Raw genomic sequence first — 24,043 nt, forward strand, 5'->3', positions numbered from 1 at the left:
ATATTTTGCTTTAAGCATACTGGTAAATGCAAGTTTAGATTGACATCTATAAGGGAAAATGAAAAGATAAAGTTACCAATTGGGAAAGGGTGACGAGATGAATTTATCAGAAAAGACAACTGAAAATGTAGAATACATGATTGAGCAAATAAAAGAAAAATTAAAGGTATTAAATCTTGGAGCCATTAAACCTTCACATTTTGATGAAGAAATGTACGAGGAATTAAAAGAAATTTATGAAATGGTCATGAAAAAACCTTCTTTTAGTCCAAATGAAATGCAAGCCTTAGTAGAAGAGTTAGGGAACCTTCGCAAAAAATAAGTAAAACAGATCTCGAGGATCTGTTTTTTTTTATTTTACCTGGTCGGTTAGAATGATTGGACCTTCTTTGGTGATCGCAATGGTGTGTTCGTATTGGGCTGAGTATTTCCCATCAATGGTTCGTGCAGTCCAGCCATTATTGTCCATTTTCGTTTGATACTTGCCGACATTGACCATGGGCTCAATCGTAAATACCATCCCTTCTTTAATTCTAGGACCTTTTCCAGGCAGCCCATAATGGGGTACATCTGGTTTTTCATGAATAATAGCGCCAATTCCATGCCCAATAAAGTCACGGACTACCGAGAGGCCTTCGCCTTCGACATACGTTTGTATCGCGTGGCCGATATCTCCGATTCTATTGCCAGGGACAGCCTGTTCAATACCCTTATAGAGTGCTTCCTTGGTTACTTTTAATAAATGTTCTGTCTCCTTAGAAACATTTCCTACTGAATAAGACCAGGCGGAATCCGCCAAACCTCCATTATAATTGACAACCATGTCTACGGTGACAATATCGCCATCCTTTAAAGGTTCCTTTCGTGGAAACCCATGACATACTTCGTCATTAATACTTGCACATGTAGCATATTTATAGCCCTTATATCCCTTTTGCTGTGGGATTGCCTTGTGTTTACTTAGAAACTCATCAACAAATTGATCAATCTCCCAAGTGGTAATACCTGGTTTAATCATTTTTGCAATTTCTTTATGGCATGAGGCAAGAATTTCTCCTGCTTTTTTCATCGCATCTATCTCTCGCTGTGATTTAAGAACAATCATGAACTTCCCACCCTTTATTTTTCATTTTATGTATTCAAATTGGAAATACTCTTTTATATTATCGTTATAATAGCTTTTTTTCAAAAAATATTTGATATTGCTAAATATTTTTTATATAATAGGTCGTTCTTAATATGGAACTTTCCCATTATTTCTGATAAGATTATGATAGTAATTAATATTAGTAGGTGTGTGAGCCCAATGATAGGTGATCGTGTTAAAAAACTACGTTTAGAGAAAAAAATGTCATTATCAGAACTTGCTGAACAAGCAGGAGTTGCAAAATCTTATCTAAGTTCTCTTGAAAGAAACCTGCAAAGTAACCCCTCAATTCAGTTTCTTGAGAAAATTTCATCGGTATTACATGTTCCAGTAGATCATTTAATCAATGAACAGACGAATAAAGAGGAATTAGATAATGATTGGATGAGCATTGTAAAAGAAGCGATGGATTCTGGTGTCTCGAAAGAACAATTTCGTGATTTTCTTGAATTCAATAAATGGCGAATCAATCAAAATAATACCGACGAATAAGAAAAGCGCAAGCGCCCTGGTCAGCGGCGTATGGCCTGGAGCGCTCCAACCGAGATAAAGGAAACACCAAGAGCCGGAGGCGATTCGATGTTGACTTATCGTAGGGCGGAGAGCGAAGGACACTAGCCGTTAGGGCGCTGGAGCTAGACAGTAAACTAATTTCAAAAACTTATACTTTTTTGTCTTTTAAAAGAACAAAGCATACTACCGTTACTTTTGTAGTATGCTTTGTTTTTTTATGTATCTTAGAGATTCTTAACAAATTCAGCACTAATCTCATTTTGATGAAGAAAATCAAGGATTGTTTCCTTTGAAAGACCTAGTTCCTTTGCCTCTACTATAAGAGCAAACCATTCCGCGTCTATTCCATTCATCCTATTATCAGTCATTACCACTTTCCATCACCCCTAAAATACATAGTGTATTCCAGGTAACCCGGCCATCATAGTAAAATCTCATACCTTAGACCCTCGGCTTTGCGTCCCTATTTTTCAATAGGTTTGCCTTTTTCTGTATCCAATTACCCATAAATCATTGATTATTCAGTATATTTAATGGACTCATATTCCTATTTCCACTTTTTATTATATATAGTACTTATTTTAGAGCGTGTAGTTTTTTGTCAGATATTTTTATGTTTTGAACTCCTTTTTCACACAGTTTCTTCCAAAATCCTACAAAAAACTGTTTTCTGCTGTCTTTAATTACTAGGAATTTGGAAGTTAATTGGGTAATAAAGGAATATTTAGTCGAAAATGTATAATTTTACAACAGGCGAACTTTTGTAAAAAGGGATGAAAAATGAATAAAATTTGTTTGTTTTGTGAGAATTGACATATACTATATACAACATTACAATATACTAAAAATTAATAATATTCAAATAATGGTGGTGGACTCAAAATATGACATGGATTCATGTGTTGAATTACGCAATTCCTATTTCCTTTATGGTGTTTTTTGGATTTTTACTTGACCGTATGTGCACCCCAGCCAAATCTGAAGAAAAAATCAATGAAGAATAATCACTCTGCCCCCTACAAATAAATTTCTTTCATTAGGGGAATGATACATTCGTAGACGAAAGGAGTGTTTAATTTGGCACGTGGAGAACATTTTAATCATAAAAAGAAAGGTCATCCTGGAAATTTGCCAAAGGATAACCAAACTGAAAAACATTCAAAGAATGCTATTGGTGATGAAGAGTTCCTTGTAGTCCGTGAAGCATTTAAGAATAGAGTAGAAACCGAAGAAACTGAATGAAAGGTGTGATCATTCACGCCTCTGATTGTCGAGAAAGGGTGTTTCTCGGCAATTTTTTATTTTCTGAATGTATTTTTTGTTTCTGCGAATAGGCTTGTTGATTAGACGAGGAAAAATCACCGAACTGGTCATCATAACCTCAATGATGACCTAAACTCATGGAAAAATCACCGAAATGGTCATCATAACCTCGATGATGACCTAAACTCATGGAAAAATCACCGGAATGGTCATCATAATCTCGATGATGACCAAAGCTCATGGAAAAATTACCGAAATGGTCATCATAACCTCGATGATGACCAAAACTCATGGAAAAATCACCGAAATGGTCATCATAACCTCGATGATGACCACTACTCATGAAAAAATCACCGAAATGGTCATCATAACAACAAGGTGCATTACGCAATGCATTATTAAAAGATAAAAACTGTCGAGACTTTATCGACAGCCTAAGGCGTGATTATTGGCTACGAAAACAGCCCTTGTTTATTTTACAAAGTGTTTTATAAGTTTTTTTAAGTCCATCTCTTTTAGTCCTATTGCTGCTTTCTCGATATCTTTAGAAAAGATTCGATCTTTTTTTATGGAAGGGACAAGTTCTCTTCCTTTCTCATACAGTGCCCTCGTTTGGCCCGCCATTTTTTCGATCCCGCGAATTTCAACTGCTTGCATCGCACATATCAGTTCAATGGCTAGGACTCTGCGAGCATTTTGGATAATCTGGTAAGCATGCCTTGCTGCAATCGTTCCCATACTCACATGATCCTCCTGATTGGTTGATGAAGGAATGGAATCGACACTTGCTGGGTGGGCGAGCGTCTTGTTTTCCGAAACTAGTGACGCCGCAGCATACTGCATAATCATCGCCCCTGATTGTAACCCAGGTTCAGGGCTTAAGAACGGAGGCAAATCATTTAACTGTGGATTCACTAATCTTTCAATTCGTCTTTCAGAGATATTCGCAAGTTCTGCCACTGCAACTTTCATAAAATCCATTGCAAATGCAATCGGCTGACCGTGAAAATTCCCCCCTGATATAACCTTTTCACCATCGTCAAAGATTAATGGATTGTCTGTTGCGGCGTTCATTTCAATTTCTAATTTTTCCTTTACATAATCCAATACTTGCCAGGAAGCACCATGGACTTGGGGTATGCACCGAATCGAGTAAGCATCCTGAACACAGTATTCACCCTGCAACGTAGTTAATAAACTGTCACATAAATAATGACGAATCCTTGCTGCCGTATCAATCTGCTGCTGATAGCCCCTTGCTACATGAACCTCCTCTGCAAAGGCATCAATGATTCCGTTCAATCCTTCCATCGTCATCGCAGCGATGAGTTCACTTTCAAATGCCAACTGCTCAGCCTCTAGATAACCGACAACACCCATTGCTGTCATTGCTTGGGTACCATTTATCAGTGCAAGGCCCTCTTTTGCCTCTAATGTTATGGGATTAATCCCTTCTATTTGCAGTGCATGAATCGAATCCATTCGATTTCCCTTATAAAAAACCTCTCCTTCCCCAATCAACACTAACGCTAAATGGGAAAGTGGTGCTAAATCACCGCTTGCACCAAGTGAACCTTGCTGTGGGATGATCGGAGTGATTTCTTTATTGACCAGCTCTATTAATCGCTCAATAACTACTGGCCTGACTCCTGAATAACCTTTTAAAAGAGCATTTGCACGTAAAAGAACCATTGCTTTTGAAACAACTTCAGGAAAGGGGTCACCGACCCCACAAGCATGTGAGCGAATTAAATTAAGCTGTAGATCCCTAACATCTTCTTTATTTATTAACACATCACTGAACTTTCCAAAACCAGTATTGATACCATAGACTACCTTGTGCTCGGAAACGATTTTTTCAACGGCTTCGCGGCTCTTCTTTACAAGCTCCATGCTTTTTTCAGAAGCAAAAACCTTTTCTTTTCGATATAGAATCCCTTTCATTTGTTCCAATGTTAAACTTTGACCTGTTAGCATAATCACATTTCTCACCTCTACCACTTTATTAGAATAAAGAAAGAGGCTGGATTCCATATCAGATTAGATTTGGAGTCCAGCCTCTTTTATAAATAATTGATTGATTTTTTGATGTCTCATTGGTAATCATCCCATTCAAAAATTCTATTAATTTAATAATTATTGTATGTGATGAAAAGCTTGTTTGTCAATGAAATTATCAGAATTTTAACACAATAAAGCTTTAGCACAATAATAAAGAAGAGTGAGTCTGGTGTTTAAAAAACCTTACTTCAAGTTTAGCTTCTTTAAGGCATCTGCCAAAGCTGTGTTAATAGGCTCCTCTTCCTTGCTTTGGTTCTGCAGGTACTTTTGCACCGTACGTTTATCTACTTTACCACCAGATTCTTTTTTACGGCGTGCTTCGAAAGCAGATAGTTTCTCACGATACCCGCATTTACAAGCGAAAATTTGTCCTTCCCCTTCGCCGCGAAGCTCTAGCTTTTTTTTGCATTGCGGGCAGCGGGCATTGGTGACGCGCGAAACATTTTTGCGATATCCGCATTCACGGTCTTGGCACACAAGCATTTTACCCTTTTTCCCATTTACTTCAAGCATCGGTTTTCCACAGTCCGGACAATTTTTTGTAGAGATATTGTCGTGTTTATACTTCTTATTACTCGCTTTAATTTCAGCTACAATTTCTTTTGTATAGTTTTTCATTTCGCCGATAAACATATCTTTTTTTAACTTTCCTTGGGCAATTTGTTCAAGCTTTTGTTCCCACACTGCTGTTAAGGATGGTGATTTTAGTCCTTCAGGCACTAAATCCAGCACTTGACGTCCTTTCGAAGTAAGGTGAATGTCTTTGCCACGCTTTTCGAGTAAAAAGGAATTGAAAAGCTTGTCAATAATATCAGCTCGGGTAGCGACCGTTCCTAATCCACCAGTCGATTTTAATGTTTCTGCCAATTGTTTATTATTGGTTTCCATATACTTCGCAGGGTTTTCCATTGCTGACAGTAAGGTTGCCTCATTAAATCGGGCAGGCGGACTGGTTTGGCCAGATGTTTGGGCGATCAAATTCAAGGTAAGGGTATCGCCTTTTTCGATGCGAGGCAAAATCTGTTCCTTCAGGTCGTCTGCTGCTTCCTCGTCTTCAAAGCGATTCTCATATACTTCTTTCCACCCCGCGGATAGGATGGTTTTTCCTCTTGCAACAAAGTTCTCTTCACCGATTTTTGCACGGAGAGTTAACTGCTCATACTCAAATGCCGGGAATAACACGGCTAAGAATCGTTTCACCACTAAGTCATAAATTTTCCGCTCTTTATCTGTGAAGGCTGAGAAGTTTACATAACTTTCTGTTGGTATTATCGCGTGATGATCGGATACTTTGCTGTCATCTACAAATGCTTTTGATCCTTTTATCGGCTTACTTAAGATCTTATTGGTTAACGGACGATACTCTCCTACTCCACATGCTCGCAGTCGTTCAGGAAGCGTCCCTACAATATCTGATGAAAGGTAACGAGAGTCTGTACGAGGATAAGTTAGGACTTTATGCTGCTCATACAGTTTCTGCATAATATTTAATGTTTCCTTTGCAGAGTACCCAAAGATTTTATTCGCATCGCGCTGCAATTCGGTTAAATCATAAAGCCCAGGAGAAAAGGACTTTTTCTGTTTTTTCTCAATTTCCTTTACTACTGCATTTTGTTTACCTAGTTTTTTCACAATTACATCGATTTTTTCTTTATCAAAGCTGCGACTATTCCCTTTTGCATCCTGCCAGGTCAATTTTAGATTGCCTGAGGCTTGCGCTTCGATTCCGTAATAGGTTTGAGGTTTGAAGTTTTTAATTTCATCCTCCCGTGCTGCAATCATAGCAACTGTTGGGGTTTGAACCCGGCCACAGTTTAGCTGGGCGTTAAAACGGGTGGTTAATGCACGTGTTGCATTCAGACCGATGTACCAATCGGCTTCTGACCGTGCAACAGCAGAAGCAAATAAATTTTCATAGGCTTTACCTGGCTTCAAGTTCGCAAAGCCATCTTTAATGGCTTTATCCGTTACAGATGAAATCCATAGCCGTTTTGTAGGTTTATTAACCTTTGCCTTAAGTAGGATCCATCGTGCAACTAATTCCCCCTCACGACCACTGTCTGTTGCAATCACAATCTCCCCGACATCCGAGCGTTGCAGCTGGCTTTTCACAGCATGAAACTGCTTACTCGTTTGTTTAATAACCACGAGCTTTAACTCATTCGGCATCATTGGTAAATCTTCTAATTTCCACGTTTTATATTTATCGTCATACACTTCTGGGTCAGCAAGCGTAACTAAATGACCTAATGCCCATGTAACAATATATTTGTCACCCTCTAAAAAACCATTACCTTTTTTATTGCAATTCAGTACGCGGGCAATGTCTCGTGCAACAGATGGTTTTTCAGCTATTACAACACTTTTCTTCACTTTATAAACACCCTTTCTGTAAAACCATTGAATGATAAATATAGCATATAATCCGTTTAATTGCAGACTAGCAGGCAATATTGGTTTAATGGTTTTTCAACATATGTTATATTTCTCGGACCTCTCGGACTGCCCTATCTTTTTTCTTGTATTTTCCTATTTGAGGATAGTATGATGTATTAGCTATCATACATACTGGACTAGGAGGTACAACGTGAGGATTAGAGATTGGGATCCTAATTTAAAGGTTCGGCTATTCAGCGAAGCCATGATGAACATTACCTTTTGGATGTTCTTTCCGTTCTTAACGATCTATTTCGCAGACGCTTTTGGCAAAAATAAAGCTGGGTTTTTATTGGTGTTTTCACAGGTTTTTTCTGTCATCGCCAATCTAATGGGCGGATACTGTGCGGATCGCTTCGGGCGTAAACGAATGATGGTTCTATCAGCCATCGGTCAAGGACTTTCATTTTTACTTTTTGCTGCCGCAAGTTCACCTTGGCTTCAATCACCTTGGATAGGATTTATTGCTTTTGCCATTGCTGGCGTATTTGGTTCATTTTATTGGCCAGCCAGTCAAGCAATGGTTGCAGACGTTGTGGATGAAAAGGATAGAAACAGTGTATTTGCCATTTTTTACACCTCCATTAATATCGCTGTGGTAATTGGGCCTATTTTAGGTGCTATTTTTTATGTGAATTATCGTTTTCAACTATTGCTCGTGGCAGGGATTATTTGTATTTTGTTAGGTTTGATTCTTGCAAAATGGACCAGGGAAACTGCACCGATTCAAAAAGTTGAATCTGTGGAAGCGGATCGGAAATGGTATTATTTCTTACAAAATCAATTAAAGGACTATACATTGATTATTAAAGATAAGACCTTTCTACTTTTTATTATTGCAGGTATATTGGCTGGTCAGACATTTATGCAATTGGACTTATTATTCCCTGTGTATATGAAGGAAGTAATTGATCTTCAAACGCTTTTCTCAATTGGTGATTGGTCATTTACGATTAAAGGAGAGCAAGCCTTTGGAATTGTACTTGCAGAAAATGGACTACTTGTAGCTTTGTTAACGGTTGTGATAACCAAATGGATGGGGAACTTTAAAGAACGGAATGTATTTGTTCTTTCCTCTGTTGTATATGCCATCTCCATACTTATGTTCAGCCAAACCCATTGGATTTGGGGATTTATTATTGCAATGGCTGTCTTCACCTTTGCGGAGTTAATGGGGGCAGGAATTCAACAAAGCTTTGTTTCTAAGCTTGCCCCGGAACATATGAGAGGACAATATTTTGCTGCTGCGAGTCTTAGATTCACAATCAGTCGAACGATTGCCCCATTATCGATTCCGTTGACGGTTTGGATAGGGTATGAGTGGACATTTTTTGTACTATGCCTGCTTGCACTTGCTAGTGCTGGCTTATATTGGTTAATGTTTTATTCTTACGAAAAGGGAACGGCTGTAGGATCCTAAATAGGATCCTTTTTTATTGTCAAAAACTTTCGATTAATTGTACTAAAATGTTCACATTTACCTCTTTTACTATTATAATTAAGGTGTAAACGTTTCCAGCTTATAAGGATGGTGATTTTGGTGGAATTATCCCAATTTATGTCTCCTACTTCATGGTCTGGTATTATTACATTTTTAGTACTGTTTTCTGCAGGTGTTTATCTTAATATCAAAATATATGGAAGCAAATTACAGTAGAGATGAACATCCCTACTATTTTTTTGCCCTTCAACCTACACTGTTATCTGTTTCTTTTTCACAGTAGAAAAGTTAAACTATACATGGAAGATTTTGAAAAAGGGAGACGAAAATATGAGTGATTTTCAAACTAATCTTAAAAAATATGCCGAGCTTGCTGTTAAAGTAGGTGTAAATATTCAAAAAGGGCAAACTTTGGTTGTAATTGCAACACTAGATTCTGCTGAATTTGTTCGCCTAGTTGTAAAAAGCGCATATGAAACAGGTGCCCATAACGTAATTGTAAACTGGAATGACGATGTGGTATCTAGAACAAAATACGAACTTGCACCAGATGATGCATTTACTACATACCCCGTTTGGCGTGCAAAAGAAATGGAAGACTTAGTTGAGCAAGGTGCTGCGTTCATGTCGATTGTTTCTTCTAGTCCCGACTTATTAAAAGGAGTGAACCCTGAACGAATTGCTAACTTCCAAAAAGCTGCAGGAACGGCGTTGTCAAACTATCGCCAAGCGATTCAGTCTGATAAAGTCAGTTGGAGCGTTATTGCTGCTCCATCTCCAGCATGGGCTGCAATGGTTTTTCCAGATGCTCCAAGCGACCAACAAGTTTCATTACTTTGGGACGCCATCTTTAAGGCGGTTCGCGTAGATACGGAAAATCCAGTTGAAGCTTGGAAAAAGCATGATGCAACGTTGCATGAAAAGGTTAGCTACTTAAACGAACGGCGCTATCAAAAACTTCACTATACAGCACCTGGTACGGATTTAACAATCGAACTTCCGGGTAACCACATTTGGGTTGGAGCAGGCAGTGTCAATGAAAGCGGTTTTGAATTCATGGCAAATATGCCAACCGAGGAAGTATTCACTGTTCCACATCGACAAGGTGTAAATGGAACAGTTGCAAGTACTAAACCATTAAGCTACGGTGGAAATATTATTGACCGTTTCTCGATTACCTTTAAAAATGGAAGAATTGTTGATTATCAAGCTGAAGAAGGTGAAGAAGTTCTTAAGCGTCTAATCGAAACAGACGAAGGATCACATTATCTTGGTGAAGTTGCCCTGGTTCCTTTTAACTCACCGATTTCACAATCTAATGTATTGTTCTACAATACTTTGTTTGATGAAAATGCTTCAAACCACTTAGCAATCGGCAGTGCTTATGCTTTCTGTATTGAAGGCGGTAAGAAAATGTCACGTGAAGAACTTGATGCAAATGGCCTTAACGAAAGTATCACCCATGTTGATTTCATGATTGGTTCACAAGAAATGGATATTGACGGTATTACGGCTGATGGCGTAGCAGAACCAGTATTTAGAAAAGGTAATTGGGCCTTTTAAATGGTATAATAACGAGAGCGGCTCCGTTTCGGCAGCTGCTCTTTAGTGATTCTTTAGAATGAACAAGTGGAGGTTTTTTGTATGTTAAATGAATTTAAGAAGTTTGCGATGCGAGGGAACGTAATTGATCTCGCTGTCGGTGTTATTATTGGTGGGGCATTCGGAAAGATTGTTTCCTCCCTAGTGGCTGATATTATTATGCCTTTAATTACAATTCTCGTTGGAGCGGTTGATGTTAAAGATTTGGCATGGGGTCCATTAAAATATGGAGTGTTTTTTCAGTCAATTATCGATTTCTTAATCATTGCGTTTTCAATCTTTTTGTTTATTAAATTCCTAACTCGTTTTAAAAAGAAAGAAGAAGTCAAAGTAGAAGTTAAAATTGACAAGCAAGAAGAACTTCTAACTGAAATAAGAGATTTATTAAAAGCAGAAAAAGAATTTTCTAGAAAAAATGAAACATCTTGACCTTTTGTTCGTATATTCTAGATATAAATAAACTTTTGAGGTGAAGAAAATTGTACGCACAAACATCTACTGAATTTTTACCTTCTGTTATTAGGACGTTTGCTCTTTCACTTGCCATCGCCTTTGTCGGGACCATGGCAGGTACTTTTGTACCACCGGCATTATTTTTACCATTAGCGATCCTTGAATTTGTTATATTGATAATCGCCTTTTTCTTTAGACGTAAAAAAGCCATTTCCTATACTTTCCTGTATATTTTCACCTTTATTTCAGGGATTACCTTATATCCAATTGTTTCTTATTATGCACTGACGGCTGGAGCCAATGTGGTAATAATGGCTTTTGGTACTACCACTGTCGTATTTACGGGTGTAGCGATTTATGCAACCAAATCCAAACGTAATTTCTCCTTTTTAGGTGGATTCCTACTTGCAGCCCTGCTTGCTTTAGTTGTCATTTCCATTTGGAATATTTTCATGCCGTTAGGTTCTACAGCAATGTTGGCCTTCTCATTCATCGGAGTAGTGGTTTTCAGCGGATTTGTATTGTATGACTTTAATCGGATGAAGCATTACGGTGTAAGTGCCGAGGAAGTTCCATTGATGGCGTTGAATTTATACTTAGACTTTATTAACCTTTTTGTAAGTATTTTACGGATCTTTGGTATTCTTTCAAGTAAAGATTAAACAGCAAGCAAAGAGCCGGGCAATGGCTGCCCGGCTTTTTTTATGCCAAAGATTGAAGTTTCGGCCTTAGATGTTCCTTCCCCCTTTTCATTCTTGTTTTCACTGTAGAAATTGGGATATTATTTCTTTTTGATATTTCTATTAAAGTAAGGTCTTTAAAGTAATAGAGAAAAATAGCAGACTTATATATTTCCGGTAACAGCATGACGGTTTCTTCCATTTTCTCTGCTGTGTATTTATCTAATACTTCTTCTTCAGGGAGAGGGGAGGCTTCTACGATGGACGAATAGGAATACACCTCTTCCTTCCAAAATTGCTTTGCTTTATTTTCTTTACGCCAATAATCACGGCATTTATTTCCTGCTATGGTAAATAACCAGTTTTTTATCTTGGCTGGTTCCTTTATTGTGTGGAAAGCCGAATAAGCAGAAATTTGAACCTCTTGGTACAGGTCTTCAGCAAGTTCTTTATGTTTAACTAAAGAAAAAATATAATTAAAAATGGCTTTCCCATGTTCTCTAACTATTTCTTCAAACGAATCGATCATTCTGTCCCGCATCTTTTCCGACCTTCTTTCCTATTAACGCTTCTTACACTAATAGACGGAATATCATGCCTGAACCCCTACACTTGCCAACATTTTTTTAATTATTCTTTTGTATAACACCTTTCATAAAAATAGAAACGCCTATCTTTTTACAAATACTTAAATAATGCAGTAATGCCAGTAACACTGATCCTGTGTTCATGGCTATAATTACCCCTTCCATTCTCCATTCAGGGCGGGGTGCAAGGATAATGATAATAGAAAAGGTAACAATTGTTGACCAAATGCCATGTACAAACGTTTCCTTGATGAGACCTAATCCAATTAAAATAGCCTGCATCGGCATGACAAAAAAGTGAAATAGAAAAAACGGCCATAGCATTTGTAAATAAACGGCTGCTGTAGAAGATTCAAAAAATATCGATGTAAGCTGGGGAGCAAAAACATAGAAAGCAACTATTGCTGGAACCCCATAAAGAAAGGTAAGCATCATTACTTGTGAAAGCATTTTTTGCAAGGTGGGGTAATCTCTTAACGAATACGTCTTTGAAACAGCTGGTATTAGGACCGTCATTAAGGAATGAGCGATAAACGCCGGGAAAAATCCAATTGATACGGCAACACCCATTAGCATGCCAAAATGCTCAGTAGCTATTGTATCAGAGAGTCCAGACCTGACCAATGCTGCCTTAATTAAGAATGGTTGAACGGCACCTGTTAATGCTGAAAATAATCGCAAACCTGTTGTTGGTACCGAGACAGCCATCAAATTTTTACGGACAGCCTTTCGATTTAAATTGGAAAAAGGCACGCGTTTTAGCTGCTGGAATTGAATGATTAGCGTATAGCATAAATAGAGAAACACAGCAATTTCACTGCCAATAAAGGATGCAATCGCAATTAATAGGGAGGTTTCCGCGTCAAAATCAAAGAAGCGAAACAACACAAACAACAGCACGAGCTGGATTGATTTTCTAACGAAGTTGGCAATCGCTATTTTCCCCATCTGGTGCCTTCCCATAAAATATCCCCGTGCGACAGAGGTAAATGAAATGACGGGAATTAACAGAATTACTAACCATCTGGTATAAGGATGGAAACCATCAAAAACAGAGATGAAAGGCATGAGTATGACCGCCAGCACCAACAGGATACTGGTGAAAATGATGGTAATCGTAATCGCATGATAAAGGATATTGCGATGAAACTTTTCCTCTTTTTCAGCAACAAATTTAGAAATCGAAACTGGCAGTTCAAAACTAGACAGAAGAACAAGTAAATAAATAGATGGCAGGATAGACATGTATAAACCTAATCCATGCTTGCCTAATTCTTTTGCAAGAATCAAATTAACTAATAACTCTACACCTTCTCCTAAAAATGCAGAAAGTGCCAAAAATAAAATCCCTTTGTAAAAGATAGCCATTCCGAACTCCCCTTTAAAACAATCTCACTTTTATAAACCTATGAGACAAGTTCTAAGATTAGTAGGGAATTTTTTTTTAGATATATACTATATGTGGAGAGTTTGAGAATGATAGGATACCAGCAGGATGCAGCTGATTAGGAAAACCCAGCCCTTCTTTAGTATCTTTTTGACTAATATCAAAATTATTTTTACATCTTTTTTCCATATCAGGGCTGGAATAAAAAAGACTCTGCCGCTATGCTTAAAGGCGATAGAGTCTTCCTCCCATTCTCAATAAATTCAACTTTTTCTTAAGAAAAAGTCTGTTTATCATTTCACCTATCCGAGCTCCACCAGATTGATGGCAACCCACATTTGTTCTAGTTTTATTTATTTCTATAAAACTCCTGCATGACGTAAAAAGCTGGCTTTTTATAGCTCTTGTCTTCGGAAAGCAGTCCCTTTGTATTGTAATAGTTTTGGGTGGTTGGATGCAGTCTTCGTGGACAGCGAAAATCATAAAGAATCCATGGGCTAGTTCCTTTGACATAAGAAATTTTTCCGAGCACTTCTACCTGTTTCTTATAAATGTTAAGCTGGCAATCCTCGGTCCCCTTGTCATCAATTGTCCCTCGATGTCCTGCCTTAGCGTCAGCACCGAACTCAGTCATGACAACGGGTTTGTCCAGCTTGCTGTTCTCGAATAGCCTGATCAAATCATCGAAATTTGTCTGATACCAACCGTAATATTGATTCGCCCCTATGACATCCAAGTAATCGGCAAGTCTGTCATCAATAATATGGTTGACATGGTCGAGCATGCACGCTGCGGACACAAGCCTGGTCGGATCCAATTCCTTTGCCTTTATGGCAAGCGAACTCATGAACTTAAGCCTTGCCTCCGAATCGGCATTCTCGTTGCCAACTGACCATATGATGACGCTGGCTCTGTTGCGATCCCGTTTAATTAGCTCTGTTAATTGATTCTCGGCATCCTTATACGTTTCCTCATTATGAAATTGGATAGCCCAATAGACGGGAATTTCCTCCCACAGCATGATTCCCATTTCATCTGCCAATTTGGCTGCTTTTTCTGTATGAGGATAATGGGCAAGTCTCATGTAATTACAGTTCATTTCTTTGGCCAGTTTGAAGTTTTCAATAATTTCTTCATCCGTAATGGCCTTTCCGTTCAGCACACTTTCTTCATGCGCGCTGATTCCCTTAAGGAAGATCTTTTCTCCATTCAAAAGAATGTCAGTGCCCTCAACACGAATTTCCCTAAATCCGATTTTTTCGCGGATGATATCGTCCTTAAAAGCTACTGTCACATCATAGAGCTTTGGATTCTCTGGATTCCATAATTCCGGTTGTGCATCAAATACGGCAACTCCTTTTCCGCCAGTCACCTCGAACGCGAAATGAATCCCAAGTTCGTCTATTGACAATACTCCATGACCGTCCCGTTCCGTTCCATTAACAGAGAGTTCCACTTTGATCTTCGAAAACATGCTGCCCGGCACCAAGCTAATGATGAAGTCTTTAATAAACGTTTCGGGAAGCCGGATTAATTCCACATCGCGATAAATTCCGCCGTAGTTAAACCAATCCGTATTCTCTGTAGGAACATTGCTAGGTTTGCGCGTATTGTTTGCTACTACAAGGATTCGGTTGGATTCCTCCAATTGGCCAGTAACTTCTATAAAAAAGGGAGTAGAACCGCCTTTGTGAAAGCCGAGATATTTCCTGTTCAAAAAGATTTTAGCGTCATAATTGACGGCCCCAAATTTAATAAACACCCGTTCTTCACCATTGTTGGCATATAAGAAGGTTCGGGTGTACACCGCGCTTCCTTCGTAGTAAAAAAACTTCTCTTTTTGTGTATTCCAGCAAGAAGGAACCTTGATTTTCTCCCATTCATCAAAGCTGAAATCCATTGGATGCCTTCGACCTTCATCATCCATGTAAATTTCTTCAAACCATTTAGCCCTTAGGCAAGTATCATACTGATCGATTCCAAAATTCCAAAAACCGCTTAGAGATTCTTTCTCCCTTCCGTTATCGTAGACCATGCTATGATGAGTAATACTTTTTGATAGATACGGCTGTTCAAAATTTTCATTATGAAGATGATCTACAAAGTTTGGAGCCTTTTCCACCGAAAACACCTCTTTCTGTTATCATACACTATTAATTAAATCTCATAGGAAAACTAAGAACAAGAAAGAGAATTGACCAAAAATCAAAATATTTTTACTTTCTTATATTTTTTAGGTGGTCCAATGATAGAAGTCAAATTATAATTCAAAATAGTCAAATAAATTCTATTGTTAAGCAGTTACAATAACAATGGAGTATATATGAATATACTCTAAAAAATTCTAAGTGCTGCCCTCTGAAGAAAGCGCTTGCATAAAAAAAGAAAACAAATGTAAAGGTGGTGGATTATTCAATTTAGTGCTTTATGAAGAGTAATTCTATTTGTACGTAGAAATCAGTTGGGAAAATTACACATTCAGGAGGTTGGAAATGCTAAAAAGAAGTTTATCAATCGTTCTATTATTTTCTATGTTCATAAGTCTTTTCACAACTGCACCAGGGATTACCAATGCGGAGTATTCACAAGAAACATCCAAATCAAGGGTTTCAAATTCAGAAGTTACACTAGAAGCATCCACTGGGCCTTTTGGTCCCAATGTTTATGTTTTTGATGATTCAACGCCAGATTCAGAAATTCAAAGAATTAGTAATGAAGTGTTTAAAAAACAAGAATCAAATGAATTTGGAAATGAAAGATATGCCCTTCTCTTCAAGCCCGGTACATACAACACTAACATCAGAGTGGGCTTTTACACTCACGTAGCAGGTCTGGGACAAATGCCCGATGATGTCACCATAAATGGTGGAGTAACGGTTGATGCAGAATGGTGGAATACACCGCCTGGGAATGCTACCAAAAACTTTTGGCGTGCAGCCGAAAATTTCGCCATAAAGCCAACATCAGGCACCAATAAATGGGCTGTTTCGCAAGCAGTACCTTTTAGACGGATGCACGTTCAGGGCAATCTGCAGCTGCATGACGGAGGATGGGCAAGCGGCGGGTTCCTGGCAGATTCCAAGATTGATAATCAAATTACTTCCGGAGGACAACAGCAATGGTTTACTAGAAATAGTGAATTAAAAAACTGGTCTGGTGGACTTTGGAACACTTTTTTTCTTGGGGTAGACAATCCACCTGAATCTACCTGGCCTACGAATTCAAATACAGTCATTAATGAAGCACCAATTATGCGGGAAAAACCTTTTCTTACCATTGACGAAAATAATCACTATCATGTTTTTGTTCCGAATCTTCATACTGACACGAAGGGAACCACATGGGCAAACGGAACAACCGCTGGAAAATCAATACCAATTGAAGAGTTCTATATCGCAAAACCGGAAACATCTGATGCTGCAAGTATAAATGCTGCGCTTGATCAGGGGAAAAATCTTCTATTTACTCCAGGTATATACCATCTCAATGATACGATTCGAGTAACAAGACCTGACACTGTTGTGCTTGGCATTGGGTTTGCTACTCTGATGCCGCACGGCGGCGTTGCCGCTTTATCGGTCGCAGATGTAGATGGCGTAAAAGTTGCTGGACTCCTATTCGATGCCGGCTCAGAAAGTTCGCCCACTTTAATGGAAGTTGGCCCGAAAGGAAGTTCGGCAGATCACTCTGCTAATCCTACGTCTCTTCACGATCTATTCTTTAGAGTCGGGGGGGGAGATGCTGTCGGTAGAGCTGACGTCAGTCTTAAAATAAACAGCAACAATGTCATTGGCGACCATTTCTGGGTATGGCGTGCCGATCATGGCAAAGATGTTGCTTGGGATTTAAACACGACCACAAATGGCTTGGTTGTAAATGGAAACAATGTAACGATATATGGTTTGTTTGTTGAACACTTTCATGAATACCAAACGTTATGGAATGGCGAATATGGCCGGATGTACTTCTATCAATCTGAAATCCCGTATGATGTTCCTGACCAAGCTAGTTGGATGAGCAATAACGGCACTGTGAATGGCTACGCCTCCTATAAAGTAGCAGATTCCGTGACCACACACGAAGCTTATGGGCTTGGCATCTATTCATTTTTTAGGGATGCGGCTGTGAAGCTGAATAGCGCGATAGAGGCCCCATATACCCCAGGTGTTAAAATTAAACATGCGACTAGTGTTTTTCTAGCTGGTATGGCAGGAAGTGAAATCACCCATATTGTTAACAATTTTGGGGAAGCTGTAACCTATGCCGGCCATAGGAAGACAATTACAGAATACAGCGGTCGAATTGTCAATGTTTCTGACATCACCGTAACGGGAGAAGGCGGAGCAACCAATATCACAACGAAAGGCGGCACGCTGCAAATGTCTGCAGCAGTGAACCCTGCTAATGCGGATGTTACAACAGTCTCTTGGTCTGTTGAAAACGGAACAGGCAAAGCAGCTATTGATTCTTCTGGATTGTTAAGAGCACAAAGTGACGGTACAGTAAAAGTCATCGCGACAGCCCAGGACGGTTCCGGTATCACAGGGAATCGGACAATCACCATTAGCGGCCAAACGATGAGTTTGGGCAATGACTGGACATGGGTAAGAGAAAACAAAGATAATTGGGCAATTGACACCAAAAATGCGAACGTAATGAAATTAACAACACAAGAAGGAAGCTGGGGCGGATCGAAACCAAGTCTCCTTTTGAGGGAAACCGGCACAACTGGCGATTTCTCCATTTCCACTAAACTGAAGTTCGATGCAACCATGGGCTTCGAATGGGCGGGATTGATTGTTTATCAGGATGACGGCAACTTTATCTCCTTGGGACGACAAGCAAACGGATCAAACCCTGGTGCTGCCAAACAGATCAGGTTCTCGCAAGGAAAAAGCAGTCCGAACCTTGTTCAAACGGATAAAAATTACCCAGACGCGGTGACACCTGGAGATATCTATTTGAAAATCAAAAAAACAAGCGATACTTACACTGGTCATTATAGCAGCGATGGAATCACTTGGACTCAATTGGCCGATACCTTTACGATTCCACTAACGAATCCCAAAGTCGGAATGTTTGTACGGAAATTAAATACTGGTATTCCTGTTAAGACTGCGGAATTTACGAATTTCACCTTAAACGGTCATATTATTCCGTTCTGGAATCTTGTTGCTTCGATAACTGTTAAGGGTGAAGGCGGAGCTGCAGCCATCACGGCTAAAGACGGTACACTGCAAATGTCTGCTGCTGTGCTGCCTGCAAATGCTGATAATAAAACAGTCATTTGGTCCGTCCAAAATCCGGACGGTACGGAAACGGACAAAGCGACCATTGATGCTGACGGACTTTTAACCGCCGTGAAAGATGGACAGGTGAAAGTCGTAGCAACTGCCATAGACGGTTCCGGTGTCACCGGCAGCAAAACGATTGATATCAGCGGGCAAACAGTACGAGATTATGGGAAGGTAACGCTCACATTGGATAAGACGGAACTGTGGCCTGCAAACAATAAGATGGTTCCGGTTCGTGCAACACTGCAATACGATGGCGACCCGAAAGATATTGCCGGTGTTTCCTTAACATCAATTACAAGCAATGAACCAGCAAAGAACGACATTAGCGGCGCTAAATTTGGCACAGTCGATTACGACTTCGAGTTGCGCGCCACACGTTTAGGGAATGGAAAAGGAAGAGTTTATACGATTGAGTATACGATTACCTTTACATCCGGTGAAGTAACAACGGCAACAGGAATCGTGACTGTCCCGCACGATAAAGGTAAAGGTAAACCTGGCAAAAACGAAGAAGGGTCTGATCCAGGTGACAATGAGGGCGTTATTAATCCCGGAGATCCGATTTACCCACTATGGAAGCTTGTGTGGAGCGATGAGTTCGATCGCAGTACATTATTTTGAGATGAACGGCAATCGAATTTCGTTTTAAAACTAATGAAATGGAGGCTATGATCAATATGATCATGGCCTCTTGTAATAAGAGACCTTTTCTATAAAAATCTCCTATTCGAACCAAATGTGTGATCATTATCCAAGGATTCCAAAAATACTTTACTTAGTTCGTTCTGTTTTTGTTTTGCGCTAGGACCGGAATCCGTTACTGAAAAAGTCCCTTTTTCTTTTATTTTATTAGCGAGTGTTTAAAGGCATAAATGACTGCTTGTGTTCGGTCTTGGACGTTTAGTTTACTTAAGATATTGCTCACGTGGGTTTTAACCGTTTTCAAGGCGATAAATAGTTCGTCGGCAATTTCTTGATTTGCCTTCCCCTCAGCCATTAACAGGAGGATTTCCATTTCACGGGTGGTGAGCTCTTCATGTGGTAAGTTCTGATGTTTTTGACGCATTTTCACCATCATTTTTCCGGTTACTTCTGGTTCGAGAACGGACTGGCCATGGTATGTAGCTCGGACAGCATTGGCAATTTCATCTGCTTTAGAAGTTTTCAGCATATAACTGGTTGCACCCGCTTCTAATGCTGGATAAACTTTTTCATCGTCTAAGAAGCTGGTAACAATGATTACTTTTGCTTCTGGCCATTTTTCAATAATTTGTCTTGTTGCTTCAATCCCATCCATTTCCTTCATCACTAAATCCATTAAAATGATATCTGGTCTGAGCTCAAGTGCAAGTTCTACGCCTTTTTTTCCATCAGCAGCCTCACCAACCACTTCAATGTCTGGCTGGGCTGATAAATAAGCGGATACTCCAATTCTCACCATCTCATGGTCATCGACAAATACTACTCTAATCATTAACACCATCTCCATTTATCATAACGGGTACCTTCACTTCCAGCCGCGTACCTTTACTTTTTACACTAACCACCTTTAACGTGCCTCCAACTTCAACCGCCCGCTCATGCATATTCTGCATCCCATATGAACCAGCATTCATTTTATCGACTTCAAAGCCAATACCGTCATCGACAATTCTTAAGATGACAAGCTCATCCCTCCTTATCAATAAAACTTCAAGTTTGTTTGCTTTTGAGTGTCGTAGGGTGTTTGAAACAGATTCTTGGAGGATACGGAAAAGATGATCCTCAATTCCCTTATCAAGTGGAAACTCTTCCACTTTCCACCTAATTTCCATGGTGACTTTCTGTGATAATTCGATTAATAACTCTTCAATTCCTTCTTGAAGCGTTTTATTTTTTAACGCAACTGGACGTAAATGAAGCAGCAGGGCACGCATTTCAAGTTGTGATTGATGAATCATTTCTTCCACCATTTTCAACTGCTTAGCTTCCCTATCATCTTCACTTGTCCCTTGTTTTGTTGTATTGATCGCAGACATCATCATCGAAGCAGCAAATAATTGCTGACTGACTGAATCATGCAATTCACGGGCGAGTCGATTGCGTTCCTGTTCAATTATTTCTTGAATTCTCGCTTCCTGGTCCTCGACTTTTTCGGTCGCTAATCTTTGTGAAAGCTTGGCTTGTTCCGACATTTGCCTGCCAATCCGCTCTATTTGTACAGCAATACTTTGCATTTCCGAGATGGAAGTTTTTTCATATTGTGGTGTTTGTCTTCCCTGCTCTAACTGGTGCAAAGAATGTTCAACATGCTGAAGCTGTCGTCTCCAATAGATTCCAGAAATAAGTCCCAATAAAATCCCAACGGCGATACTGAAGGCTGGAATAAAAATCACAAATGGAATATCCATAAAATGACGATTCCATAATTCCTCCCATTCAGAAATAGGAAATACAACGATAAAGGTAGCTGTTACACCTATAGCAAGGATGACGGAAAAGCAGACATTCCAGACAATCTGCCTTTGAATGGTGCTCATATCCTAGTCACCTCTAAATTCCCCACCAGCAAGGATGTAAAGATTTTCACCTTTTGTACAGCCTGATCATAGCCTGCTGTCTTAAGGTGGAAAGATTGGTTAAAAACCTGGGACTGTTGATTTTCAAAAACGGTTGTAGAACCAACAATACAAGAGTGATGAACACTTACTTCTACTTCATAAGGTACTTGAATATTTATATTTCCTATAATGTTACGCACGAAAATGACTGTTTCGCCGTTTGGAAGGACCGTGTAACTTAGGTCAATGATCGTATCACCAATTCCAGATTGGATGTTAATGTCATTCCATTCATAAACATCATTAGGTGTTTTTTGCATCCCAAAAAATATATTCTCAAAGAGCGGCTTGCTCTTGATAAGCGTTTCTTCCTGCGGAACTTGTTCGGACTCTTTAATATTCAAAGCAATTTTAGCAGGATTCTTTTTTGAATTAGAATATTGAATAATTAAATGAATTAAGATTGCCAACAATAAAAACTTAAAGGTCATCATACTAAACACACTGATGACTAAGAAAATAATTCCGGCAAAAAAGAGAAATTTCCTGCTTTTTTTCCCTGCCTTTTTTCGTCCATAATAAATCATGGCACCAGAAAAGAAAAGGGAGAATATTAGACCACTGTTGAAAAATAGAATTTCGAGCAGCAGAACGACAATCCCGATGACAACCAGCCATCCCGTGTAATCATTTTTCGCATTTTTTAACATATGGCCCCCCCTCCCTCGAAAAGTTTTATGTCCAAAAAGGTGCAGCAGTTGCGCACCTTTATAGAATACCATGTTTTGGCTATTAAATGGACTTGCTTTCTTCTAATTTCATTTGTTTTTCCAATTGGGCAATTCTTGCATCAATGGTATCACGATAATAGGAGCTATTTACTTGATGTTCTAAACGGTCTAAGTAATTGTCGATTTCTTGAAAACGCTTGGATGCTCCGTTAGAATCATTGTTTGAATCTAAGACCTGATTCATTCTATTATTAGCCCGAGTTACATTCTCACGGCCCATTAATTCCAAACGGCGGATTTGCATATCTTTTAGCTTGTGCTTCATTTCCTCATATTTTCTTTCTAATTCCGCTAACTGACCATTAACTTGCTCGATAGAAACTTTAAGGCGTTCTACTCGGCTTGAATACTGTTGCTGTTCGGCTGCAGCGAACTGATAAAGTTCCATTTCACCTGCTTTAGAAGCTACTTCTGCTTGATATTTCCTTTTATCTGCCAATTCAACTGCTTGGGAATATTCTCTCGTGAATTCTTCTTTCAGTGAATATTGACGTTCCAATAGTGTTCTGACCTTTTCTGTCTCTTGCTCACATTGACGAAGATATTGATTAAGAAGCGCAATTGGATTACTCTTTTCCTTTTGATCAACTGCAGCATGCAAATCAGCCATAATGGTATCCTTAATTCTGGTAAGTAAGTTTGTCATTTTTTCTCGCTCCTTCGAGTTCTATTTATTTATTAATTTCATTCCACTGTTTTTCAAAATTTACAAACGGGTCAGAATCCTCTTTTACAAAAGCTTTTTTGCTGCTATTCCAATTTTTATATACAAGATACAGTACGTAAGCTGCAAGAACACCAATTATCGCAGGCGCGTTATGAATAGAGGCCATTAGAACAAAAAATCCAATAATCCCTAGTACAATCTTGCCTCCAGTTGAATCAGTCTTTAAGAACTGTTTAAAAATGAAGTACAAGATAGCAAGACCCACCACCAATCCTACCATCGGACCTATCGATGAGAGTACTATGATGGCAGCAATTCCACCAGCCACTAGTAAACCAAATTTTTTCATTTTGTTTTTCCTCCTTTCTTTATCTTGATTTCATCTTACCTCTATTCTAAATTTCCCATAACGAACCTGCGCTTTATTTTCATATCGGTCTTAAGACGTAGAAAGGGTCAGTCCCTTGAGTGTGGGCTGACCCGTTGCGCATTTATTTGGAGATAAACATCTGTGTCCAATAATGTCTTTGCGATCCACCTTTGGTATAACCAACGCCGATATAGGTGTAATTACTGCTTAAAATATTTGCTCGATGACCTGGACTGTTCATCCAAGCTTGAACAACTTCCTGTGCTGTAGTTTGCCCTGCAGCAATATTTTCTGCAGCTGAACGGTAGGAGATTCCGAAGTTCTTCATCATGGAAAATGGACTTCCATAGGTCGGGCTATCGTGGCTGAAGTAGTTCTTATCCCGCATATCCACTGATTTATAGCGGGCAACCCTGGAGAGCTCCCAATCTTGCGTCAAAGCTCTTAATCCATGTTTTGCACGTTCCTGATTGGTTAATTGGACAACCTGGCTTTCAATACTTTTGGTTGCATCAAAACTAGGAATCGTAACCTTATCTCCTGGATAAATCAGGTTTGGATTTCTAAATTGCGGGTTCGCAGAAATGATTTCAGAAATCCCTACTTGGTAACGAACTGCTATCTTCCAAAGTGTATCCCCTGGCTGAACGGTGTAAATCTGTTGAGCAAATGAAATGCTTGGTATACAGATAAGTGACAGCAAAAACAGTAAACTAAACCAAAATGATTTTTTCATTTTAACGCCTCCTCCGATATATATTTTTGATTTAAGGCTCAAAATATACAGATGGTAATCATTTTATTTTTC

The 24,043-nt window shown here is 39.2% G+C and carries 22 protein-coding genes and 1 riboswitch; of the genes, 8 read left to right on the forward strand and 14 right to left on the reverse strand.

What is annotated here, in order from left to right:
* Positions 1-97 precede the first annotated feature (97 nt).
* Positions 98-322 (forward strand): DUF1128 domain-containing protein, encoded by a 225-nt coding sequence (locus tag BLR86_RS09210; RefSeq protein ID WP_090760573.1) that lies wholly within the window; start codon positions 98-100, stop codon positions 320-322.
* A gap of 30 nt (positions 323-352) precedes the next feature.
* Here the strand turns inward: BLR86_RS09210 and map are convergent, their stop codons facing one another.
* On the reverse strand, positions 353-1,105 hold the full coding sequence (gene map / locus BLR86_RS09215; protein WP_090760575.1) for a type I methionyl aminopeptidase: 753 nt from the start codon (positions 1,103-1,105) through the stop codon (positions 353-355).
* Positions 1,106-1,306: 201 nt separating this feature from the next.
* On the opposite strand from map, the gene BLR86_RS09220 reads away from it, so the two are divergent.
* Entirely contained in the window at positions 1,307-1,639 is a 333-nt protein-coding gene (locus tag BLR86_RS09220) for a helix-turn-helix domain-containing protein (protein WP_090760577.1), read from the forward strand.
* A 245-nt stretch (positions 1,640-1,884) separates the two neighbouring features.
* Here BLR86_RS09220 and BLR86_RS09225 read toward each other — a convergent pair whose 3' ends face one another.
* On the reverse strand, positions 1,885-2,028 hold the full coding sequence (locus BLR86_RS09225) for an anti-repressor SinI family protein (protein ID WP_254782296.1): 144 nt from the start codon (positions 2,026-2,028) through the stop codon (positions 1,885-1,887).
* Positions 2,029-2,065: 37 nt separating this feature from the next.
* A riboswitch (cyclic di-GMP riboswitch) is annotated at positions 2,066-2,154 on the reverse strand.
* A gap of 583 nt (positions 2,155-2,737) precedes the next feature.
* Here BLR86_RS09225 and BLR86_RS25980 point away from each other — a divergent pair.
* Positions 2,738-2,902 (forward strand): hypothetical protein, encoded by a 165-nt coding sequence (locus BLR86_RS25980; protein WP_175492835.1) that lies wholly within the window; start codon positions 2,738-2,740, stop codon positions 2,900-2,902.
* Positions 2,903-3,041: 139 nt separating this feature from the next.
* Here BLR86_RS25980 and BLR86_RS09230 read toward each other — a convergent pair whose 3' ends face one another.
* The 3 genes from BLR86_RS09230 to BLR86_RS09240 form a co-directional block, all read right to left on the reverse strand.
* A complete protein-coding gene (locus BLR86_RS09230) occupies positions 3,042-3,266 on the reverse strand; it encodes a hypothetical protein (protein WP_090760581.1) in 225 nt (74 codons plus the stop codon).
* 128 nt (positions 3,267-3,394) lie between these two features.
* Positions 3,395-4,906 (reverse strand): histidine ammonia-lyase, encoded by a 1,512-nt coding sequence (hutH, locus tag BLR86_RS09235; RefSeq protein ID WP_175492836.1) that lies wholly within the window; start codon positions 4,904-4,906, stop codon positions 3,395-3,397.
* 261 nt (positions 4,907-5,167) lie between these two features.
* On the reverse strand, positions 5,168-7,357 hold the full coding sequence (locus tag BLR86_RS09240) for a DNA topoisomerase III (RefSeq protein ID WP_090760585.1): 2,190 nt from the start codon (positions 7,355-7,357) through the stop codon (positions 5,168-5,170).
* 214 nt (positions 7,358-7,571) lie between these two features.
* Between BLR86_RS09240 and BLR86_RS09245 the strand changes: the two genes are divergently transcribed.
* From BLR86_RS09245 to BLR86_RS09260, 4 genes are all read left to right on the forward strand, one after another.
* Positions 7,572-8,840: an MDR family MFS transporter gene (locus BLR86_RS09245; protein WP_090760588.1), complete on the forward strand. Its 1,269-nt coding sequence runs from the start codon at positions 7,572-7,574 to the stop codon at positions 8,838-8,840.
* Positions 8,841-9,191: 351 nt separating this feature from the next.
* Positions 9,192-10,424 carry an aminopeptidase gene (locus tag BLR86_RS09250; protein WP_090760590.1) on the forward strand — a complete coding sequence of 411 codons (1,233 nt, stop codon included), beginning with the start codon at positions 9,192-9,194 and terminating at the stop codon, positions 10,422-10,424.
* An 81-nt stretch (positions 10,425-10,505) separates the two neighbouring features.
* A complete protein-coding gene (gene mscL, locus BLR86_RS09255; protein ID WP_090760592.1) occupies positions 10,506-10,892 on the forward strand; it encodes a large-conductance mechanosensitive channel protein MscL in 387 nt (128 codons plus the stop codon).
* Positions 10,893-10,942: 50 nt separating this feature from the next.
* Positions 10,943-11,578: a Bax inhibitor-1/YccA family protein gene (locus BLR86_RS09260; RefSeq protein ID WP_090760594.1), complete on the forward strand. Its 636-nt coding sequence runs from the start codon at positions 10,943-10,945 to the stop codon at positions 11,576-11,578.
* Between the two features lie 40 nt (positions 11,579-11,618).
* Here BLR86_RS09260 and BLR86_RS09265 read toward each other — a convergent pair whose 3' ends face one another.
* From BLR86_RS09265 to BLR86_RS09275, 3 genes are all read right to left on the reverse strand, one after another.
* Positions 11,619-12,137, reverse strand: coding sequence for an RNA polymerase sigma factor (locus BLR86_RS09265; RefSeq protein WP_090760596.1), 519 nt, complete (start codon positions 12,135-12,137; stop codon positions 11,619-11,621).
* An 85-nt stretch (positions 12,138-12,222) separates the two neighbouring features.
* Positions 12,223-13,551 carry an oligosaccharide flippase family protein gene (locus tag BLR86_RS09270; RefSeq protein WP_090760598.1) on the reverse strand — a complete coding sequence of 443 codons (1,329 nt, stop codon included), beginning with the start codon at positions 13,549-13,551 and terminating at the stop codon, positions 12,223-12,225.
* 368 nt (positions 13,552-13,919) lie between these two features.
* Positions 13,920-15,692, reverse strand: coding sequence for a glycoside hydrolase family 2 protein (locus BLR86_RS09275; RefSeq protein WP_217642374.1), 1,773 nt, complete (start codon positions 15,690-15,692; stop codon positions 13,920-13,922).
* A 370-nt stretch (positions 15,693-16,062) separates the two neighbouring features.
* Here BLR86_RS09275 and BLR86_RS09280 point away from each other — a divergent pair, with 370 nt between their 5' ends.
* Complete coding sequence (locus tag BLR86_RS09280) at positions 16,063-19,488, forward strand: Ig-like domain-containing protein (RefSeq protein ID WP_090760600.1); 3,426 nt, start codon at positions 16,063-16,065, stop codon at positions 19,486-19,488.
* Between the two features lie 220 nt (positions 19,489-19,708).
* Here BLR86_RS09280 and BLR86_RS09285 read toward each other — a convergent pair whose 3' ends face one another.
* The 6 genes from BLR86_RS09285 to safA form a co-directional block, all read right to left on the reverse strand.
* Positions 19,709-20,341, reverse strand: coding sequence for a response regulator transcription factor (locus tag BLR86_RS09285; RefSeq protein WP_090760602.1), 633 nt, complete (start codon positions 20,339-20,341; stop codon positions 19,709-19,711).
* Entirely contained in the window at positions 20,334-21,386 is a 1,053-nt protein-coding gene (locus BLR86_RS09290) for a sensor histidine kinase (protein ID WP_090760604.1), read from the reverse strand. Before BLR86_RS09290 ends, BLR86_RS09285 begins: the two co-directional genes overlap by 8 nt.
* Complete coding sequence (liaF, locus tag BLR86_RS09295) at positions 21,383-22,117, reverse strand: cell wall-active antibiotics response protein LiaF (protein ID WP_090760606.1); 735 nt, start codon at positions 22,115-22,117, stop codon at positions 21,383-21,385. The genes BLR86_RS09290 and liaF overlap by 4 nt, the downstream gene beginning before the upstream one ends.
* 82 nt (positions 22,118-22,199) lie before the next feature.
* Positions 22,200-22,844 (reverse strand): PspA/IM30 family protein, encoded by a 645-nt coding sequence (locus BLR86_RS09300; protein ID WP_090760608.1) that lies wholly within the window; start codon positions 22,842-22,844, stop codon positions 22,200-22,202.
* Between the two features lie 25 nt (positions 22,845-22,869).
* A complete protein-coding gene (locus tag BLR86_RS09305; RefSeq protein ID WP_090760610.1) occupies positions 22,870-23,214 on the reverse strand; it encodes a lmo0954 family membrane protein in 345 nt (114 codons plus the stop codon).
* A gap of 142 nt (positions 23,215-23,356) precedes the next feature.
* Positions 23,357-23,971: a SafA/ExsA family spore coat assembly protein gene (safA, locus tag BLR86_RS09310; RefSeq protein ID WP_090760611.1), complete on the reverse strand. Its 615-nt coding sequence runs from the start codon at positions 23,969-23,971 to the stop codon at positions 23,357-23,359.
* Positions 23,972-24,043: the final 72 nt, after the last annotated feature.

The sequence above is a fragment of the Bacillus sp. OK048 genome (assembly GCF_900103525.1).
GTDB lineage: Bacteria > Bacillota > Bacilli > Bacillales > Cytobacillaceae > Neobacillus.

What these genes read in the sequence shown, in the direction of transcription:
- safA (WP_090760611.1), bottom strand. Translation starts at nt 23,971, where the DNA reads ATGAAAAAATCATTTTGGTTTAGTTTACTGTTTTTGCTGTCACTTATC.
- BLR86_RS09230 (WP_090760581.1), bottom strand. Translation starts at nt 3,266, where the DNA reads ATGAGTAGTGGTCATCATCGAGGTTATGATGACCATTTCGGTGATTTT.
- BLR86_RS09300 (WP_090760608.1), bottom strand. Translation starts at nt 22,844, where the DNA reads ATGACAAACTTACTTACCAGAATTAAGGATACCATTATGGCTGATTTG.
- BLR86_RS09225 (WP_254782296.1), bottom strand. Translation starts at nt 2,028, where the DNA reads ATGACTGATAATAGGATGAATGGAATAGACGCGGAATGGTTTGCTCTT.
- BLR86_RS09290 (WP_090760604.1), bottom strand. Translation starts at nt 21,386, where the DNA reads ATGAGCACCATTCAAAGGCAGATTGTCTGGAATGTCTGCTTTTCCGTC.
- BLR86_RS09210 (WP_090760573.1), top strand. Translation starts at nt 98, where the DNA reads ATGAATTTATCAGAAAAGACAACTGAAAATGTAGAATACATGATTGAG.
- liaF (WP_090760606.1), bottom strand. Translation starts at nt 22,117, where the DNA reads ATGTTAAAAAATGCGAAAAATGATTACACGGGATGGCTGGTTGTCATC.
- map (WP_090760575.1), bottom strand. Translation starts at nt 1,105, where the DNA reads ATGATTGTTCTTAAATCACAGCGAGAGATAGATGCGATGAAAAAAGCA.
- BLR86_RS09265 (WP_090760596.1), bottom strand. Translation starts at nt 12,137, where the DNA reads ATGCGGGACAGAATGATCGATTCGTTTGAAGAAATAGTTAGAGAACAT.
- BLR86_RS09280 (WP_090760600.1), top strand. Translation starts at nt 16,063, where the DNA reads ATGCTAAAAAGAAGTTTATCAATCGTTCTATTATTTTCTATGTTCATA.
- BLR86_RS09285 (WP_090760602.1), bottom strand. Translation starts at nt 20,341, where the DNA reads ATGATTAGAGTAGTATTTGTCGATGACCATGAGATGGTGAGAATTGGA.
- BLR86_RS09250 (WP_090760590.1), top strand. Translation starts at nt 9,192, where the DNA reads ATGAGTGATTTTCAAACTAATCTTAAAAAATATGCCGAGCTTGCTGTT.
- BLR86_RS09305 (WP_090760610.1), bottom strand. Translation starts at nt 23,214, where the DNA reads ATGAAAAAATTTGGTTTACTAGTGGCTGGTGGAATTGCTGCCATCATA.
- BLR86_RS09270 (WP_090760598.1), bottom strand. Translation starts at nt 13,551, where the DNA reads ATGGCTATCTTTTACAAAGGGATTTTATTTTTGGCACTTTCTGCATTT.
- BLR86_RS09220 (WP_090760577.1), top strand. Translation starts at nt 1,307, where the DNA reads ATGATAGGTGATCGTGTTAAAAAACTACGTTTAGAGAAAAAAATGTCA.
- mscL (WP_090760592.1), top strand. Translation starts at nt 10,506, where the DNA reads ATGTTAAATGAATTTAAGAAGTTTGCGATGCGAGGGAACGTAATTGAT.